This is a genomic window from Paenibacillus riograndensis SBR5 (assembly GCF_000981585.1).
Classification (GTDB): Bacteria; Bacillota; Bacilli; order Paenibacillales; family Paenibacillaceae; genus Paenibacillus_AQ; species Paenibacillus_AQ riograndensis.
Genome location: NZ_LN831776.1, coordinates 1016895 through 1035853 on the forward strand (window position 1 = coordinate 1016895; position 18959 = coordinate 1035853).

15 protein-coding genes are annotated in these 18959 nt (G+C 48.9%); 13 read left to right on the plus strand and 2 right to left on the minus strand.

The window, feature by feature from the left end; all coding sequences use genetic code 11:
* Positions 1–226: 226 nt before the first annotated feature.
* Together PRIO_RS04425 and PRIO_RS04430 are read left to right on the plus strand one after the other, a co-directional pair.
* Positions 227–961, plus strand: a complete 735-nt coding sequence (locus PRIO_RS04425) for a hypothetical protein (protein WP_020430492.1) — start codon at positions 227–229, stop codon at positions 959–961.
* Between the two features lie 394 nt (positions 962–1355).
* Positions 1356–2522 carry a DUF4317 domain-containing protein gene (locus PRIO_RS04430; RefSeq protein ID WP_020430491.1) on the plus strand — a complete coding sequence of 389 codons (1167 nt, stop codon included), beginning with the start codon at positions 1356–1358 and terminating at the stop codon, positions 2520–2522.
* A gap of 100 nt (positions 2523–2622) precedes the next feature.
* Here PRIO_RS04430 and PRIO_RS04435 read toward each other — a convergent pair whose 3' ends face one another.
* Positions 2623–3156: an NAD(P)H-dependent oxidoreductase gene (locus tag PRIO_RS04435; protein ID WP_020430488.1), complete on the minus strand. Its 534-nt coding sequence runs from the start codon at positions 3154–3156 to the stop codon at positions 2623–2625.
* 191 nt (positions 3157–3347) lie between these two features.
* Between PRIO_RS04435 and PRIO_RS04440 the strand changes: the two genes are divergently transcribed.
* From PRIO_RS04440 to PRIO_RS04470, 7 genes are all read left to right on the plus strand, one after another.
* Entirely contained in the window at positions 3348–3716 is a 369-nt protein-coding gene (locus PRIO_RS04440; RefSeq protein WP_020430487.1) for a winged helix-turn-helix transcriptional regulator, read from the plus strand.
* A gap of 183 nt (positions 3717–3899) precedes the next feature.
* Complete coding sequence (locus PRIO_RS04445; protein WP_020430485.1) at positions 3900–5495, plus strand: response regulator; 1596 nt, start codon at positions 3900–3902, stop codon at positions 5493–5495.
* A 2-nt stretch (positions 5496–5497) separates the two neighbouring features.
* Entirely contained in the window at positions 5498–7258 is a 1761-nt protein-coding gene (locus tag PRIO_RS04450; protein ID WP_020430483.1) for a cache domain-containing sensor histidine kinase, read from the plus strand.
* Between the two features lie 126 nt (positions 7259–7384).
* Positions 7385–8797: an ABC transporter substrate-binding protein gene (locus tag PRIO_RS04455; protein WP_020430481.1), complete on the plus strand. Its 1413-nt coding sequence runs from the start codon at positions 7385–7387 to the stop codon at positions 8795–8797.
* Between the two features lie 13 nt (positions 8798–8810).
* Complete coding sequence (locus tag PRIO_RS04460; protein ID WP_020430472.1) at positions 8811–9698, plus strand: carbohydrate ABC transporter permease; 888 nt, start codon at positions 8811–8813, stop codon at positions 9696–9698.
* A gap of 56 nt (positions 9699–9754) precedes the next feature.
* Positions 9755–10525: a carbohydrate ABC transporter permease gene (locus tag PRIO_RS04465; RefSeq protein WP_081487245.1), complete on the plus strand. Its 771-nt coding sequence runs from the start codon at positions 9755–9757 to the stop codon at positions 10523–10525.
* 13 nt (positions 10526–10538) lie between these two features.
* On the plus strand, positions 10539–11447 hold the full coding sequence (locus tag PRIO_RS04470) for a glycoside hydrolase family 43 protein (RefSeq protein WP_020430467.1): 909 nt from the start codon (positions 10539–10541) through the stop codon (positions 11445–11447).
* 527 nt (positions 11448–11974) lie between these two features.
* On the opposite strand, the gene PRIO_RS04475 is transcribed toward PRIO_RS04470, so the two are convergent.
* Positions 11975–12916, minus strand: coding sequence for an AraC family transcriptional regulator (locus tag PRIO_RS04475; RefSeq protein WP_020430464.1), 942 nt, complete (start codon positions 12914–12916; stop codon positions 11975–11977).
* Positions 12917–13111: 195 nt separating this feature from the next.
* Between PRIO_RS04475 and PRIO_RS04480 the strand changes: the two genes are divergently transcribed.
* From PRIO_RS04480 to PRIO_RS04495, 4 genes are all read left to right on the plus strand, one after another.
* On the plus strand, positions 13112–14143 hold the full coding sequence (locus tag PRIO_RS04480; protein WP_020430463.1) for a glycoside hydrolase family 88/105 protein: 1032 nt from the start codon (positions 13112–13114) through the stop codon (positions 14141–14143).
* Between the two features lie 183 nt (positions 14144–14326).
* A complete protein-coding gene (locus tag PRIO_RS04485) occupies positions 14327–16162 on the plus strand; it encodes a DNA methyltransferase family protein (protein WP_020430461.1) in 1836 nt (611 codons plus the stop codon).
* A complete protein-coding gene (locus PRIO_RS04490) occupies positions 16138–17697 on the plus strand; it encodes an AAA family ATPase (RefSeq protein ID WP_020430459.1) in 1560 nt (519 codons plus the stop codon). The genes PRIO_RS04485 and PRIO_RS04490 overlap by 25 nt, the downstream gene beginning before the upstream one ends.
* Before the next feature lie 24 nt (positions 17698–17721).
* Positions 17722–18954: a hypothetical protein gene (locus tag PRIO_RS04495; RefSeq protein WP_046501242.1), complete on the plus strand. Its 1233-nt coding sequence runs from the start codon at positions 17722–17724 to the stop codon at positions 18952–18954.
* The last annotated feature ends 5 nt before the right edge of the window (positions 18955–18959 follow it).

An 18959-nucleotide genomic window follows, 5' to 3' on the forward strand; every position in this document is an offset into this window, starting at 1 on the left:
GGCCTATTTTTTTGTTTACACAAATTTCAGCATATCTCCAATCCCGTACTCCTCAAAAATAGCTCCATATTTCCTCTCAAATATCGTCCATCGCTTTTCGGCTCCGTATTTGAATTGCAGCTGCGCTAAATAATGCAACGTTTCTTCTCTCCGCCCCAAGTTTACCGCAACAAGTACAGGTGGTTTGGGTAAAAATGTATTAGAGCGGAAGAGAGGATGCTGATATATGAAAAAGAATGCCAAGGTCCTATTGTTTGTCTTTCTGTTTGCAGCCACTATGGTGCTGTTGTTCGGGTGGGTTTTGCCGGCGGTTTTACAAGCTTATCTACATAACGATTACATAAGGGGCCTTACCCTGCTGGTGGTGTTTAGTATTGTGGTGCTTGCGAAACGGTTTACGTGGAACCGTAATATTGTCTATGTCATTGCCGTATTCACGTTGTTCAGCATGATGATCGATACGGCAGGCAACCCTATTTTTAATAAGCCGCTCGAATGGATCGTTTCGCCGGTCGGGGAATTGCAGGTTATGCAGGATGTAAATAATTATGCGCCCGGTGAATATGCGATCACGGATCATATCACCATTCTGAAGCAGAGCGGGGAGGTTCTGGAGCTTAGCACGGCATGGCTGTATTTATACCGCTTTGTACAGTATTTGGCCTTGTACTCCATTGCCGGAACCCTTCTTGGAGCCGTCATTGGCATGCTGCCGCAGCACAGTCTACCGTTAATCCAGACTGCAGAAGAGTTCCTGACGGAAGAACAAGAGCAGAAAGCAGCTGCTGAGATGAAGCGCAGAGGGGAAGCAGGTAATGGGCGGCAAATTCCCCCTGAAGACATTCAGGCATCGGTCCGCCAGCTCAAGAAGGACGGTAAGCTCATTCCGGCCATTAAGCTCGTCCGCCAGCATACGGATCTGTCTCTGGGCGAGGCGAAGCAGTATGTTGAGAAGCTATAGGGAAGCTTGACCCTCCCGCTGAATACCTGCAACGATCCGCCTGCGGGTATTTTTGCTTGCTGCAATACTGTTAACAAACTTCGTCCTTATCATTTATACTATATAAGATGAACTTATAAAAAATCATAAAAGGGAAGAAGTGCGGAGGGGAAGTTTGGAACTGGAAGAGCGGTAGCGTCCGCCTGAAAGCTTTCCGTAGGAAAGCTCGCTTCGGAAGCATAATCAGTCACCGGATTTCAACCGCTAAAGGCGGTTCCAATCAGGAAATCCGGGGACAACAGCGGCTGGAAGTCCAAACATTCCCCGCAGTTACGACTATACCCAAGAATGTAAAACTAAAGTTCAACTTATATGAATAGAGCCATTACACACCTAAGGAGCTGCCGAACCTGTTATGAATAAAAAAGAAGTCGCGCACATACGCAAGCAATTTAAGCTGGATCATGATCTGATGAACATCTACGACATTCTGAACGTGTATATTATGAAGGAAACTAGCGAGATCTATCATTGGGAGCGCCTGCCGTTTGGCCTCGTGGACAGAGAGAAGCAGGAGCTGTATATGGGCAATTTCAAAAAGCTGCTCACCGGCGAGCTGGACCATAAGCTGTTCGAGCTGAAGTTTCAGGAGGAAGCGGAGGAGCCGGCGCGGGTTATGCTTCACCAGGGCCTGGTGACAGGTGATCCTGAAGAATGGCAGGACCTGATGATGATGCTCGTGGACAAAATGCTGGTAGATGCCAAGTATGAAAAGGATATGGTAGTCACTTTTGTCCGCGGGCAGTATTACCGGCCGACTAAGGCCAGAAATGAAGAAGCCGAAGAGAGCGGAAAGGACGAGATGTTCGCGCATCCGTTCATTCTGTGCAGCGTAAATTCCACGGAACAGCAGCGCAAAAACCTCATGTTCGACTATGTGGAGCGGGAATTCAAGTACAATATCATTGTCGATCCGATTATCAAGCTGAGCTCGCCGGAGCAGGGCTTCTTTTATCCGAGTGTGACGGACAACTATTCGGATGTGAACCGCGTTCTGTATTGTACGGGAAAATCGAATTATCCGGACCCGCAGTTCATCGAGCAGGTCCTGAATGCTGAGCGATCGGTGACCGCCTTGGAAGAGAGAAGCTTTTTCGAGGATATCGTGAAGGAATTGGCGGGCGAACAGCTCGATACAACCACCCTCGCCCAGGTGTATGAGGAAATCCAACAGGTCATCGAAAGCGGCGAAGGGGAGGAAGAACCTCCTAAGCTGGATTACAAAGATGTAGAACGCGTCCTGGCATCAAGCGGCGTTGAGAACGTGACGGCGGAAAAGGTGGAGCGGGCGTTCGAAACGGTCATCGACGATAAGTACTACGAAATGAAGGCAAGCAGCGTTATCCCGAAATATACGACCAAATCGATTAAGATCGAGACGAAGGTTGCCACGATTTCGGTCAGCCCGCAGGATCTCAGATATGTGAAGCAGGTGAATTATCAGGGGAAACGCTGCATCATGATCGAGGTGGACGAGGAAGTCGTGATCGAAGGGTTTACGCTTAATACGGAGACATTATAATTTTCTGGAGGAAGGGCTATCCTTGAAGTCTTGGATAAAGACTGGGGGGTAGCCCATGCTTGTATTTAGGAGAAAAAGAGCTGCGGATAGAGTAGTATCGTTACTGCTGGTGCTTCAAAATATAGTTGATATATTCTTTTGCGCTATGGTTAATGTCTTCATCACTGGCTTGGAATGAGGCCCCGAAGACAGCAAAGTAGGGGAGTGCCACGGCGCCCACATGTCCTGCACTGGCTTTGAAAGGCGCAATCACTTCATCCACGGTAAAAGAAACCGAACCCTCCGGCTGATAATTTTCTTGTTTATCCCCGATGGATATAGCAAGGCCTAACCGCTTTCCTTTCAGCTTGTCACCTTTTGAACCATAAGCCCATCCGTAAGTCCACACCTCGTCAAACCACTTTTTCAGGAGTGGCGGATAACTGTACCAATACAACGGGAATTGCAGGATGATATGGTGATAGCCTTCTAATAGATTTTGCTCTCTGGGAACATCAATGTTCCCGTCAGGATACTCTTTGTAAAGCTCATGAACTGTAATATCGTTTGGATATTGCCGCAGTTCTTCTTTCCAGCGCTGGTTGACTCTTGAAGCCTCAAGGTTCGGATGTGCCAGAATGATCAGTGTTTTCATTATACAATCTCCCTTCTCAGGCCCATAATTAAGAGTGTATCATTATTATCTTGCAGGCTCCCAAAAAAGAAAATACACACAATAAAGTAAGATGGTTACTTCAAGGTGTGTACTGGACCCGGGAAAAAATATGTGCAACAATGAGCTTTTGGCCCGGCTGTATAAGATCGGAAGGAACGGGGTGTTAGTCTATGAAACAATATCATCTGGGGATAGAGGCCACACTTGAAATCATCGGCGGAAAGTGGAAAGCGCTGATCATCTGCTTATTGATGTCCGGTGCAAAAAGAACAAGCGAATTACAGCGCAATATCCACGGCATTTCACAAAAGGTTCTGATCCAGCAGCTTCGGGAACTTGAGGAGGATGGACTCGTCAGAAGACATGTATACCAGCAGATGCCGCCGAAAGTTGAATACAGCCTCACGGAATATGGAGTTACCGCCAATAAGATCGTTGACATTATGTGTACTTGGGGGAAAGAGAATATCAAAATGAGACAATCCCAAGGAGAAGATATCGTCTTGCTGGAGGATGAGTCACCGGAGGACTTTGAGTAATTATCCCTCTCCCAATCACAGTCCACCTATCCAATATGAATGCACTATGAAGAGGCAGGAAGGACTTTTATAATTAGAGCAAACAACCGGCTGATTCATACCGCAGGGCGGCTTATTTCCTGATGAAAAGCTCTTGCGGGACGGCTGTTATGAACTGCAATAAGAGTCGGGGGGCTGAGCATAGTGAGAATATTGATCGTGGATGATGAGCCCAGGCATCTGCGGGGAATGGTTAATCTGATTCACCGCCTTCGGCCGGAAGACCAGGTAGCCGTGGCAAAAGATGGATTAGCGGCCATGGAACTGGCGAAATCGCATCGCCCGGAGGCGATATTGACGGATATCCGTATGCCTGGCATGGATGGACTGGAGTTTCTGGAGTGGCTTAAACTGGAGGGCATTAAAGCCAAAGTTGTAATGGTATCCGCTTACAATCTGTTCGAATATGCGCAGACGGCGGTCCGTCACGGCGCTTATGATTACCTGCTGAAGCCGGTGGACGTCCAGAAAATAGAGGAGGTATTGAGCCGCATTGACGTCCAGCTGAATGCGGAACGGAAGCAGCGCCGCGAAGCGGAGGCACTGGAGCGCCGCCTTCAGCTGTCCTCCTGTGCCTACCGCAACCGCCTGATTCTGGCCTGGCTGAACGGAAGTGCGACAGTGCCGGAGCTGGAGGAGCTGAACCGTTATGAGTGGCTGCGGGAGAGCGGGGTTGTGGTGTATTCGGAGCTGGAAAGCTTCCGGGAAGGCGCCCAACCGCAGGACAGTGACCAGCTCGTAAGCAGGCTTGAGCAGGTCTGGTCCCAATGGGGGGAGGCGCTCACGGTTCCGTTAAGCGGAACGCTGGAGGATGGACGACAGGCGGCCGTTACCCTGGTTAGCCTGCGGCGGCTTGACGGAGAGCAGCGGGAGAAGGGGCGGGCCCTCGCCGCCGCCCTGGCGTCTGATTGGGCGCATACGGGACGCCTTGCCCATGGTATCGGGCCGGCATCCCCTTCCCTGCTTGCCGGCGCGCCGCAGGCTTATCTCTCGGCCAGAATGGCTTACAGCTATAATTTTTATGAAGGCTGGAAAGGGCTGGTTTTTTTAGATGAAATCTCTTCTTCGCCCCTGGCGGCAAGTCCGGATTGGGGCAGGCTGTACGAAGCTCTGAAAGGGGACGATGCTGCGCTTGTTCTGCACGTATGCGGCGAAATATTCACACAGCTTGCCGGCGGCGGGCATGCCGTTCCGATGCTGCTGAAGGAGAAGGCGTCGCTTATGCTGCTCCAGATCAGGAGTGACAACCAGGATATTCTGGACAGAAAGGCCGGGCAGATGCTCGCGGATACCGCCACAAGGCTTATCCGTTCGTGCAGCTCGTATAAGGAATTGATGGCCCGGCTGGCAAAGGCTCTCCAGGAGGTGCAGCTTGCGCTGAGCCTGTCCAGACAGGATCAAGGGGAGGTTGTCATCACCGAGTGTCTAAGCTGGATACGGGAGCATACGAAGGAAGAGGTGACGCTGGAACGGGCGGCAGATTACTTCCATTTCAACCCTTCCTACTTCAGCACGTTATTCAAGAGCAGGACGGGACGGACCTTCTCCGAGCATGTAACGGCAGTCCGGATGAAGCGGGCCAAGGAGCTGCTTGCGGAGGATAAGCTCAGAATATACGAGATCTCCGTAGAGTGCGGGTTTCAGGACCCCAAATATTTTTGCCGCGTATTCAAAAAATATCACAGTATGTCGCCAAAAACCTATAAGCACGTACTTTCACAAAGGAAACGGGAGGCATGAAGATGACCTTCCGATACCGGCTGCTGGCCAGTTATATTTTTCTGATCACCATCCCCCTCCTCGTACTGGGGACCTTATTCTATCGGACCAGCCTGCAGATTATCACGGAGCAGGCGCAGAAAAATGTGTATGAGCTTGTCAAAAAGAACAATGAGGTCATGGATACGAAGCTGCGGATCGTGGACCAGAACAGCATGTCCTTATTCCTGGATAAGGATTTATTCCGCATTTTCAACCAGCTGGACCCCGCAAACGAAGCGGGGCTTTTTGAAGCGGACCGGCAGGTAACAGCTATACTCGGCAAATACTTTTCACAGAATCAGGATATTTATGCCTACCAGTTATGGACCTCTTACTTTACCTTTGGACAAACGCTGCCTCAAGGCGATCCTACGCAATCGGATATCTATGAAATGGCGCTGCAGGCGGGAGGGAAGCTGGTCTGGGTTCCGACCTACGATTTCGTATCCATGTTCCACCAGCCCTATCTCCAGAGCGGAAATCTGGAGTTCCGTTATTTGTTCTCCGCTACACGCGTGCTGGATTTCACGTATCTGGGCAATACGAAGCTGGAAAAAATGAATGCCCGGGCGGAGCGGCCTGTCCTTGCCATCAGCTTCAAATCCGAGGTGCTGAAATCCTTGTACGCGGACAGCATTTCGGGAAGCGCGCGCTATATGGTGCTTGATCCGCACGATAAGGTGGTGGCCAGCAGTGAGCCGGGCGCTGTAGCACGCACTTCTAAGGAGGCGTGGCTGGATGAGCTGAAGCAGGAGAGAAGCGGGGCCCGGAGGATGACCCTGGACGGGGAGGCGGTCATTGTCTGTTTTGACCGTTCGGAGGTTACCGGATGGATGTCCGTGGTCTGGATTCCCGAAGCGGGGCTGCTGAGCAGCTTTGTACCCGTAATCCGGACTTCCATTACCGTACTGGCGGTTGTGCTCGGCATTGCGGCCTTTATTCTCGCTTTTTTTATCGCCGGCAAAATCACCAAGCCGATCAAAAGGCTGTTAAGCGCGATGAGGTCGGTGGGCGAGGGGGATTTTCAGACCCGGGTGGAGGTTGTGACCAACGATGAGTTCGGCATGCTGACCAAGCGCTTCAACCGGATGAATGACCGCATTCATTTGCTGGTCACGGAAAATTACGAGATCAAGCTGAAGGAAAAGGAAGCCGAAATTCAGGCGCTTACGATGCAGATGCATCCGCATTTTCTATACAATACTCTGAATGTGATGAACTGGACGGCGATTGAGAACGGTCAGCAGGAGCTGAGCAGAATGCTGGTCTGTTTATCCAACATGCTGCACTACACCTCCAGAAAGACCTGGGATGCTGTCCATCTGTCCGAAGAAATGAACTGGATGGATAACTATTTCTATATCATGTCGATCCGTTTCGAGGACAAGTTCACTGTAGAGTATGCTATCGATCCGCAGCTTTATGAATACGATGTGCCCAGGCTTTTGTTCCAGCCATTTGTAGAGAATGCGATTCTGCACGGCTTCAACCAGACGGAATCGGGCGGCATGATCCGCATCCGCGGCTGGATTGCAGAGGGAACCCGGTTTTATGAGGTGGCCGATAACGGACGGGGCATGAGCCAGGAGACGGTTCAGGCGATTTTGTACCAGAAATCTTCATCCGTGGGCATTAAGAATACCATTGACCGCATTCAGATCGCTTATGGCACGCTATACGGCGTTTCCATTGTTTCCGCTCCGGGAGAAGGGACAAGGGTTGTGATTACACTGCCGGTATAAGCTAATCTTAATCCACCATTCCAAAGAGATTAGGGTTATGTAAGCGCTATCCATTATTTTATAATAAAGCCATCATAGACTGCAGCTATGAACCGTTGAATTTTGAAATCGAGAGGGGCTCGGAAGATGTTGCGACAAAGAAAATCGCTCTTCACTGTAATGGCACTGGTCCTGATGCTTGCCGCTGTACTGTCTGCATGCTCGAAATCCGGTTCAGAAAGCTCTAATACCTCCGCGTCTTCCGGGAGTTCCGGGAATTCCGGATCCAAGGAGAAGATTACCTTGCGGATGACGGTCTGGGGTTCGCCCGAAGAAGTGGCTCCATACAAAAAAGCCATCCAGAGGTTTGAGGACAAATTCCCTAATATCAAGGTAGAGCTTCAGCATATTGCTGCTGATTATGATACCAAGCTTACAACTATGGTGGCCGGAAACGATGTTCCGGATGTCGCCATGATGGAATCCGGCACCATCGCTTTCCCTCTGGCCGAGCAGGGGAAGTTCTATAATCTCCAGGAATTTCTCGATCATGATGCTGATATCAGCCCCGATACGCTGGTTCCCAATATTATCTATTCACTGGAGCCGGGAAATGTAATCGGCATCGGTCCGGGACCCGAGTCTTTCGGCCTGTTCTACAATGAGGATATCTTTAAGGAAGCCGGAATTGCACCACCTCCGTCGAATGTAGCCGATGCCTGGACCTGGGATGAATTCGTGGAGACCGCCAAGAAGCTGACCGTGGACACGAACGGCAAAACAGCGGCTGATCCGGATTTCGATCCCCGCAAAATCAAACAATACGGAGTGAATGCCTCTACCTGGTGGGGAGTGTACAGCAACTTTATCTACTCCAACGGCGGAGACTTTATCTCGGCGGATGGAAAGTCGTTCGGACTCAACCAGCCGGAGGCTGTAGAAGCCATTCAGAAAATATCAGATCTGATGAACGTATATCATGTATCGCCTTCCCCCGTGCAGTCGAAGAATATCCCGGCTACGAATGTAGCTCTCCAGACCAAAAAGGTAGCGATGACCATCGACGGGCAATGGGCGAGCGCAGGGCTGGCGCAATCCAAGTTCAATTTCAATGTCGGAGTTATGCCTGTTCTGAAAGAGCCGGTGACTACCGTGGTCTGCGCGATGTTTTCTATCTTCAAGTCTACTGAGCATCCCCAGGAAGCATGGGAACTCATGAAAGCGCTTGTTGACCCGGAGGCTTCAATAGATATGATTACAGCCGGCACCTGGATGCCTTCCCTCAAGGATTGGTACACGGACCCCGCGCTGCTGGCAAAATGGACAGAAAATCTGGAGGCAAGACCCTCCGGCTATAAAGAGGCGATTGTTGATGTGATTCTGACGAAAGGGCATCAGACGCCGACAGGCTATGTGAAGAATTTCAATAATATTATGGATATCGTCAATCCTGCCTTGGATAAGGTGTGGCTCGGCCAGCAATCGGCCCAGGAAGCGATGGATTCCATTGCGGCAAAAGTGCAGGCACAAATCAAGGGACGCCGCGATATCAAGGAATAGACTGGAGGCAGGTATGCGAAAGGGAATGTTCTACGGGCTGTTGTTCACCGCCCCCGCCATACTCGGATTTGCCGTCTTTACACTGGGTCCCATGATTGCAAGCCTGGTGCTCAGCCTGACCGACTACAATGTCTTCAAAGAGCAGACCTCTTTTACCGGCCTGGATCATTATATACGGCTGTTCTCCGGCGAGGATGAACTGTTCTATCAATCGCTGGGCGCAACCTTCTATTTCGTCGTGCTGCGTGTGCCTGCCGTGATTATCCTGTCCTTCGCCGTCGCGCTGCTGCTGAATCTCAATGTGAAGGGCCGGGCGATATTCCGCACGATTATCTATCTCCCGAGCATCGTACCGGCGGTGGCGTCGGCCATGATCTGGATGTGGCTGCTTAATCCCGATCTCGGTCTGATCAACTCGCTGTTAAGCCGGCTGCATCTGCCGACCAGCGGCTGGCTGTATTCGGAGGAAAGCGTCATTCCGTCGGTCGTTCTCACCACATTGTGGGGCATCGGAAGCACGGTGATTATTTTCCTCGCGGGCCTTTCCGGCATCCCCCGGCAATATTATGAAGCGATTGAGGTCGATGGAGGCGGCTGGTTCCACAGGCTGCGCCACGTGACGATTCCGATGGTGACCCCCACGATTTTCTTCAATACGATCATGACCATTATCGGCTCCTTCCAGGTCTTCAACGAAGCCTATATTTTGACGCAAGGCGGACCGAACAACAAAAGTCTCTTCTACGTATTTTATCTGTGGAGAACGGGCTTCCGGGATGCCGATATGGGTTATGCGTCTGCGCTGGCCTGGATTTTGTTTGTGATTATTCTGTTCTTTACCGTTATCGTCTTCAGAACCTCGAAGTCCTGGGTATATTACGAAGGAGGGGAACGTTCTTGAGGCAATCGAAGCTGACACTTGCCGCAGGTTATGGAGCGCTTGTACTCATCTCGGGAATGTTCATCATTCCGTTTGTATGGCTGGTCCGCAGCTCATTGATGAATTTATCGCAGATTTTCACCATGCCTCCGGAATGGATTCCGGCCCCGTTTCAATGGAGCAATTTTCAGAGGGCGCTCACGGCGCTGCCGTTTGACACCTTTTTCAAGAATACGCTTATTATTGTGGTCTCGGTGCTTGTGGGGACTGTCATTACGAGCACGATCGGAGCCTTTGGATTTTCACGGATTCAGTGGAAGGGCAGGGATACCGTATTCGCCATTCTGATGACCAGCATGATGCTGCCGGCGGCGGTAACGATGATACCGAGCTTTCTGGGCTGGCAGGCGCTGGGCTTCTATGATACATTATATCCGCTCATTATCCCCGCTTACTTCGGCGGCGGAATCTTCAATATTTTCCTGCTGCGGCAGTTCTATTTAACGATTCCGCGTGATTTTGATGAGGCGGCCTTTGTGGACGGGGCCAGTTATTGGCAAATCTATACCCGCATCATTTTCCCTTTGAGCCGTTCCGCCGTGATCGTGGTCGCTTTATTCAGCTTCCTGGCCTCCTGGAACGACTTCATGGGACCGCTGATTTATTTGAAGAGCGACAGCCTTTTCACCCTTGCTCTGGGCCTGCAAATGTTCCAGGGCTCCTACACCGCACAGTGGGATCTGCTGATGGCAGCTTCAGCCACGGTTGTACTGCCTTGTGTCATTGTGTTTCTGGCCGGCCAGCGCTACTTTCTGGAGGGCATAACCTTAACGGGATTAAAAGGATAAAGGAGGATGTCCGTTGAAAGAAGAGCATCTGCTGAAAGGGATAACGAACCCTGTCATACCCGGCTGGTATGCGGACCCGGAGGCAAGAACCTATCAAGGCAGGCATTGGATTTATGCCACCAGGTCTTTTACGGAATATACGCAGCAGATGAATCTGGATGCTTTCAGTTCTGTGGATCTGATCCATTGGAACAAACACGACAGCATTATTGAGATGAAGGATTTCCCCTGGATCTGGAGAGCGGTGTGGGCACCTACCCAGATTGAGCATCAGGGCAGGCATTACCTTGTATTCGCCTCCAACGATATCCAGAAGGACGGGGAAGCCGGAGGACTGGAGATTGCCGTTGCGGATTCCCCGGAAGGCCCTTACAGGGGCTATCTCGGCAAGCCGCTGATTGACCGTTTCATTCACGGCGCCCAGCCGATCGACGCCCATTTGTTCAAGGATGATGACGGCGCGGTCTATCTCTTTTACGGAGGCTGGGGACACTGCAACGTGGCCCGGATGAATGAGGATATGACCGGATTTGTTGCTTTTTCCGATGGGCAGACGGTCCGTTCCATTACGCCTCCGGGTTATGTGGAGGGGCCATGCATGATCAGGAAGGACGGCCTCTATTATCTGATGTGGTCCATGGGCGGATGGACCAACGGCACCTATCGTGTGGCCTACGGCGTCAGCGCCAGTCCGCTCGGGCCATTCGCCAACGAGGGAACCATTCTGGAAAGGCAGGAGCCTGTGGCGGAGGGCCCCGGCCATCACGGATATTTGCATCTACCCGATGAGGATGAATGGCTGATTGTCTATCACCGGCGAATCATCGGGGACAAGGAGCCTGGCAACCGCGTGTTATGCATCGACCGGATGGAATTTGAGGCCGGAAGGATTAAGCCGGTAATCATGACCGATCGCTGGTAAGCGCTCTTTGCGAATACGCCGAAGGCCGGTTCGCCTGAAAACAACGGTAGAAATGCCGTTGTTGGAGCGCTGAAGGCCGGTTCGCCCGGAAACAACGGTAGAAATGCCGTTGTTGAAGTGAGGCCGGCGGTTTCCCCTTATCTTGGGACCTATAAAGTTGGGGAATCCGCCGGTCTAGCTATCCTAATTCCAACTAGCGCTATCTCACCGGCCTCTTCGTCAGCGCTAGTTGGAAAAAGGGAGCTTATTTCTCCCCAAAATCAATAATTGTGAGAGTTAAGTGGAAAAAGGGAACTTAATTGGACCATATTACCTCGTCAGCGGCGAAATGGGCTGAATTAATGTACCTTTTTCCACTTAATCTGCGGAGAGCATGGTGTTTGAGCAAATTAGTTAACCTTTTTCCACTTGGATTGGCCGAAGGGTTCATAAAGGGTTCTTCAGGGATCTGATCCGCTCGAATTTACCCTGGTTGAACTTATCTCCGCAGGTTAGCCGACAAGGCCGCCCCTCATCACACCCCCCCATCACACCCACCCCGTAAACTCCAATATCGACGCCTTTGCCGATTGCGCTTCGGCTTGTGCGCCTTTCCGCCATTGCTTGGGGGACTCTCCCATAAGCCTGGAGAAGCAGCGGTTGAAGCTGGAGATGGAGTGAAAGCCGACTTGCCCGGAGATCGAAAGAATGGAGTGATCAGTGCTTTTTAACTGCTTGCAGGCTTCTTCGATTCGGGTCCTGCTCAGGAAATCGAGGGGGGCAACTCCCATGATTTCATGGAATTTTCGGCGGAAATGGGTTGTGCTTAAGTGGCATAGCCCGGCTATGGAATCGATGGTGATGGGGGTCATGTAGTTTTTCGTGATATGCTCCAGCGCCGGGGAAATGACAAAATCGCCTTTCAGGCTATGCTCTGCTTCTTGTTCTGCCAGCATTTCATTCGTGGAATGAATTCTAAGGAGCTCTATATAAAGGGATAGCAATAAGCCGTAGGCGTTTTCCTGGTAGTAGGGCTTCTGCTGCTTCAGTTCCTCTACAACCGACGTGGCAAGGGTATACACCTTGGGATATTGCTCCTTGTTCAATATACAGTTCTTTCCTGTCACCGCCCATAAATTCGGCTCGAAGCTGCTGTATGCGCTTTTGAAGGAATGCTGAAAGAGGTCCTCCGGCGAAAAGAAGAGATAGGACCACAGGCTGGCGGTATCCGGCGAACTGTATGTCGTATGGGGGAGATACCTCGGGATGAAGGTTACGTCACCGGCTGTAAAAGGTACCGCTTCCCCTTTGATCTCCATGATGCCGCTGTCGGAATAGCAGATGCCAATCTCCAAATGGTTATGGAAATGGAGGTGCTCGCTTCGGATATCGGAAATCTTCCAGCGTTCCCCGCTTAACAGCAAGACCGGAAAATCGATGGGCAGACTATAGTGGCGGTATTCAATAACGGGCTTCTTTTTTCTGGGCATATTGAAGTACTCCTGCTCTCATTGACGTTAATTTTGGAATTATGAATAAATGATTGGAATTGCGCAGTTTTGCTGCGAATGTGCTTAGATGTAGACCATTATACTGCTTACAATAGAAGACATAAAGCGTTTACAAGCTTGCGGACGGCTCTCAAGCGCCTTTGGGGGGCGTGTGTATCAGAGAGGGGAATTTAAATGCTTCAACTGAAGGTTGACAGGGAAGAAATCCTAAGTATTATCGACAGGGTCACCAGAAAAACACTGGCGATGGATTTAACCTGGGAATGGCCCTGCGGGGTGGCTTATTATGGGGTGTCCAGAGCTTACCAGACCACGGGGAATAAAGAGTATTTGGATAGGCTTGTCCAGTGGACGGATGAATATATCGGGCTGGGCCTGCCGGACTGGACAGTGAACACCTGTGCCATGGGCCACATGCTGATTACCTTGTATGAAGAGACAGGGAACCAGAAATATTGGGATATTGTGATGAGCAAGGTGGATTATATCCGGAACGATGCGCTCAGGTTCGGGGACAAGGTGCTGCAGCATACCGTATCCGTGTCCAATGATTTTCCGGAGCAGGCCTGGGCGGATACGTTGTTTATGGCGGCATTTTTTCTGCTCCGCGCAGGAAGCAAAATCAACGACCAGGACTTGATCCAAGATGCCCTCAATCAGTATTACTGGCATATCAAATATCTGCAAGACCCCGGCAGCGGATTCTGGTTCCATGGTTACAATCATGTGCAGCAGGATCATATGTCCGGTTTATTCTGGGGGAGGGCGAATGCCTGGGGCGCCTATACCATGTCGCAGGTCAAACCGCTTTTGAAGGACTGGTATTTGTACCCGCAGTGTATGGATGTGGAGTGTTCGCTCCGGGATCAGCTGGCGGCGCTGAAGCTTGTTCAGACGGAGAACGGCTTGTGGCGGACGGTGCTGGATGATGAAGAATCCTATGAGGAAGTATCTGCATCCTGCGGGATTGCGGCGGCTATGATCAACAACGGCAATCCGCTGCATACCAAATATGTGCAAAAGGCCCTGCAAGGCATCCTGCAAAATATCAGCGAAGACGGGCGGGTACTTGGTGTGTCCGGCGGCACAGCGGTGATGAAGGACCGGGAAGGGTACCGCAACATCCCCAAAGACTGGATTCAGGGCTGGGGCCAAGGCCTGGCACTGGCTTTTCTGTCCGATATGCTTAAGCAGCGGAATGAATAGAGTAAGTAATACGCTACAGGGTAACTTTGAAGGCGGTTGAACAAACGGCTTCACGGTTACTCTTGTTTTTTTTGCTCAAATATCTCCCGGGATACTGAAAAGCTCCCATAAAGGTGTTATTAGTAGTTCAAAGATAGATGTATAATATAGGAAGTATAATTTTGTTTGGCGGAGGTCTGATGGATGACGGAAGAAACCACAAGGTTAAGCAAAGAAATTAGGAATATGATCGATATTGTTTATTCAGGTACAAATAATGCTTTGGCTGTTGCCGATCAATTAACATTTTTTTGGAGTGTCTTTTTACTCGCGGCCGATGGTCCAATATCGTTGAAGTACCCCTATAAAATGCGGACCTCCTACACTTGGGGGGAATTGGTTGATGCCGAAGATGACGCTTATGAAGTTATTCAGATTAAAGTGTTGCCAGAGCTGTTGAAGGGCCACCCGGGCTATTTGCCGAAGAGAATGGCGAGTGGAGGGCTTAAGTTGACTGTCACAGAAACACAATGTTATTCACTTATAACGATTATAGATTCAATATATAAAAAATTGGACGGAGTGCCTGCATTTCGAATAAGTCTACTGGCACTATACGATTATATGCTGGATATTCTATTTAAAGGATCAATCGAAGGGGAAGACGAATGGATGAGCGGAGAATCGGTTGATTTTATTGTATCGCTTGTTGATTCACATCTTCGAGTAGAAGGGAGGGGAGATTCGATCCACATTCATGACGCCCACTGCCGATCAGGACAATTGCTTACAGCCAGTTATAGAGAACTTCCATTTATTGATCCACGGAAATCGCTTATCTCCGGACGTTCTTTATCTCCAATTATGACCCGTATATCCACTTTTCGCTTCCTTTTGTCGGGTATTCATCGATTTAGTGTGTTGAACAGGGACCCGCTAGTCTACCCCTCCCGTTCATTCAGTAAAGCTGCACGAAAGAATATAGCAGATCGAATGGATGTGAATGAGATCGTCTACATTCTTCCCCCGCGCTCAATAACATTTGATTCCAGAGAGCTCTCTGATCCCGGACTTATTGAACAATCAGATCACGCAGGAGTAGAGTTATCCTATTTGCTCTATGGTTTGAATAGCTGTGCACCCGGGGGGTGGGCTTTTGCTGTGCTCCCGGATGAATTGCTGAAGACCGAAGGGGTTTCAATTCTAGAAAAGATAGAAACGATAGCCCAGATCCATTCCATTGTCCGCCTGCCGAAGGAGTCTAGCAGAATGAACATTGGAAAAAACTCATCTTTGGTAGTTATCTTGAAGGAGCCTTTGGGTATCCGGCAGCAGTTAGATGACATTAGGCGTTACGAACTGAGTGGATATAGGAAAGATGACATCAAGCTTTTTTTTACGGAATATGAGCAGAAGGCGGGTCAGACTAGCGGGTCCAATCTTACTGGTTTTATCGAGGTTAGAAAGCCGAAACAGGTTAAGGCAGAGCTTGAAGAAAAATTATTGGAGAGAATCAGTAAGTTTGAAGGCCAATTGTCAAATCTAAAAGATCCATTATCAATTGAACAAAAGCTATTTAGCTGGCAGACCGATCTCTATGACCTCGGAAGCAAACAGGGAATCGCCCTCGCGTGGCAGCATCTCATTCATGATAACAGAATTAACACGGTACTCTCTAAAGAGGGGGAGGTAGTCTATGAGTTAAACCAAGCTGGTGAAAAGAGGGATGGATATGTTTCAATTGAATTGAGCGGGATTTTATCTCCACAGCAATGGCAGTTATATATTGCTATTAGCCTTTCAGAATCTCCCATTGCTATTCATAAAGCAAGGCAAAGACTTTCTATGGAGGATCGGAGTGTTTTTACCATCCAGCAAGCCGTTGAGACAGTTCAAATGCTTGCCCGGATGGGAATGGTTGAGTGCATATACGAATCAGTCAATAGGGGTGCTGCATCCCCTGCCGACAATGAATGGATTGATCTCTGGATGAGAGTGCCAGAAGGAGGACGACAATGGAAATTCACAGCCTCTCGTTAGAAAACTATAAACATTTCCAGACATTCAATGGAGCATTTGGTCAAAACGACGAAGAACTGAGTAAGTTGTCGATCAAGTTTCTGGTCGGCAATAACGGCTCGGGCAAAACCTCCGTTCTGCAGGCCATTGGTTTGATTTTCACCAGAGCAATGAATGATGAATCTCCCGGATTTGTGTATGAGCTTGTGTACAGTATCATATCCGGTCATAAACGTGTCTATGTATTGCTCTCGAATAATTCCCAGAGGTATCCATTAACCGAGCGTCTGTATATTCAGATGGCTGAAAGTTTGGAGGGAATTAAAAATGGCCCTGTAGTTCGGGAACGGTACAGCGAACAAGTGAACCTGCATCCCCGCAGAATTATTAGCTTTGCTTCCGGACCCAATAATTCATTTGAAGATGTGTTGGTAAATTCGCCGCTGGGTGCAATAAACAGTGATATATATGATGAACTAAAGCGGGAGGGGCGTAATTCGGGTAAGCTGGAATATCTCCAACAACTGCAGCGGAGGTTATTATATGAACCAAATTGTATTAACCTCAACGGGGAAAATGCGGCTTTCATTCTGGCAGCTATAGTATTGGCAGAACCTGTTGGCGTTGAAATGGAAGGCTATCGCACAAAAAAAAACAGGCTATTTCAAATGGTGAGAAACATTCGAGCTGAGTTGATCTCGTTTGAACTCGATGAAGTGAAGTGCCGACAACTTGAGGCTTCTCCGCTTAATAAAATGAGGTACGAAAGTCTGTTAGTAAACTTCCTTCAGCGAGGCGCACGCCGGATAAAAGTCGTTCATTCACTGGATGGTACTATGCCCAAAGCCATTCGGATTCTCACAATACCCGCAGGGGATATTCTGTCTTCTAACCCGATGGAGTTTCTTACTATGCTGGTGACAGCCCAAAGATTTGGATACTTGCTAAACGTAAACCTATTCTATAAAAATGAGGATTCGGAACATCTGCTGGATCATAATAGTCTGAGCGACGGCGAGTTCTTCTGGTTGTCACGAATGGCGCTTATTATCTTATCCCAGCAGGAGTACGACGAGAATACCTTATTTTTGTTCGATGAGCCTGATGTTTTCTTAAATGAAAACTGGACAATGCAGTTTATAAGCATGCTTCATGATTTTGCCAAGATGGATCTACCTGGGGGCGAATCAAGTGAGCCGCGATATAACCGGCAAGAATATTGGATTGCTACACACTCGACCTTGATATTAACAGACGCATTTCCTGATCAGACTTTTAAGATAGAATCACATAGCGGGGTCCCAGGGGAGTTCCAGGCGATTTCGCTGGACATCCCTACCTTCGGTGCGGATAGAGGAGAGATTAGTGCACTGCTATTTATGGATCATGAGCGGATCGGAGATTTTGCTAAACAAGTAATTGATAAAGCGTTAGATGAGCAAAAGCCCTACTCCAATGGCAGGATTCAAAAGATGTTGGACAAAGTGGGGCCGGGCTACGAACGCTTTCGGTTGGAGGAATATTTACATGCACGAAAACAATTACGCAGTGATTAATATTTTGAAGGGAAGAATAAGCGGATGCTTTTTGACCTAGAGAAACCATATATCATTCATAGTGAAATGAAGCTTGCCGGAGAATGTATGGTTGCTTTGATAAAGTATTGCAATACATATGGCATCACGGATGGTCAGTTTGATGAGAAATCCTTTCTAAAATTAAGGTCTCATAAAATGTATAAACATTGCTGTCTGATGAAGCATCCCGGAGCAATGCGCCATCGAATGAAGGAACTGTTCAGTACACTTCCAGTCACTGCTATTCCTTTTTTTATTAGTTGTTTAGAGGAAGATCTTCGTTTCAATCTCAATCATCATCAAGAAACTTATCATTTCCCAGGCTTTTTAAACACTGTGTTTCAGGGTATATTGACCGTGGATGAGACCAAAAAAGCTATTGACCAATTACCCAAAATATTCGAAAAATTTTATAGTGATTTCTTCGATCACAAGGAGAGTCATACCCTGAAAACTAACAGAGACCGTTTTAAAGATGAGTACATAAGATTAAACAGTAGTAAGGAAAATATTTGTCCAGCTTGTCTTGGACAGATGCATATGGGTAAGGCCCAATTAGACCACTACTTTCCTAAAAGTCTTTTTCCCGCTCTTGTGATTCATCCCTTTAATATCGTTCCAATTTGTATGGAATGTAATTCCTCGGTAGGGAAAAAACAAGATAGAGGAAAAGGAAACCGAGTACCAGCTTGGCCTGAGGATGGAGAAGCTATAAATGAACCCGGTTGTCTGAATGGCGTCTTCCTCCCTTATATACGTTCCGGCCAACAGAAATTCAAGTCTCGTATCGACGGCACCCCAGGCAATCGAGTCATAAAGGTAGAGCCGCTGTCAACGGCAGCTTCGGATGAGGCTGAGCGAATTCGACGGCATGTGGACACCTTTAATTTGGAAAAGGCTTGGACGAATCGCATACCGTTTCATTTCAATGTGTTAATGCAACGCACGCTTTCGGAGTTCGCCAGAGTTTATACGGATCGTGTCGCAATTGGAGGAACAGTAACTAAAGAGGAGGTAGGCGATTTTCTATGGAACAAGCTGGTTCTGAACACTGAAGATACACTTTACGAGGTAGGATATCAATTTGAATTTGTTAGTTATGTAATTTCAATGGCTACGACTCCGGAGTGCTTTCATCCCTTCTATAAGGAGCTGCTGAAACGAATGGAAATCAGAACTCGAAAAGCCATGCCTACTGTGCCACATATTTATGATAGCTTTTCAACAACATGCTAAAGGGG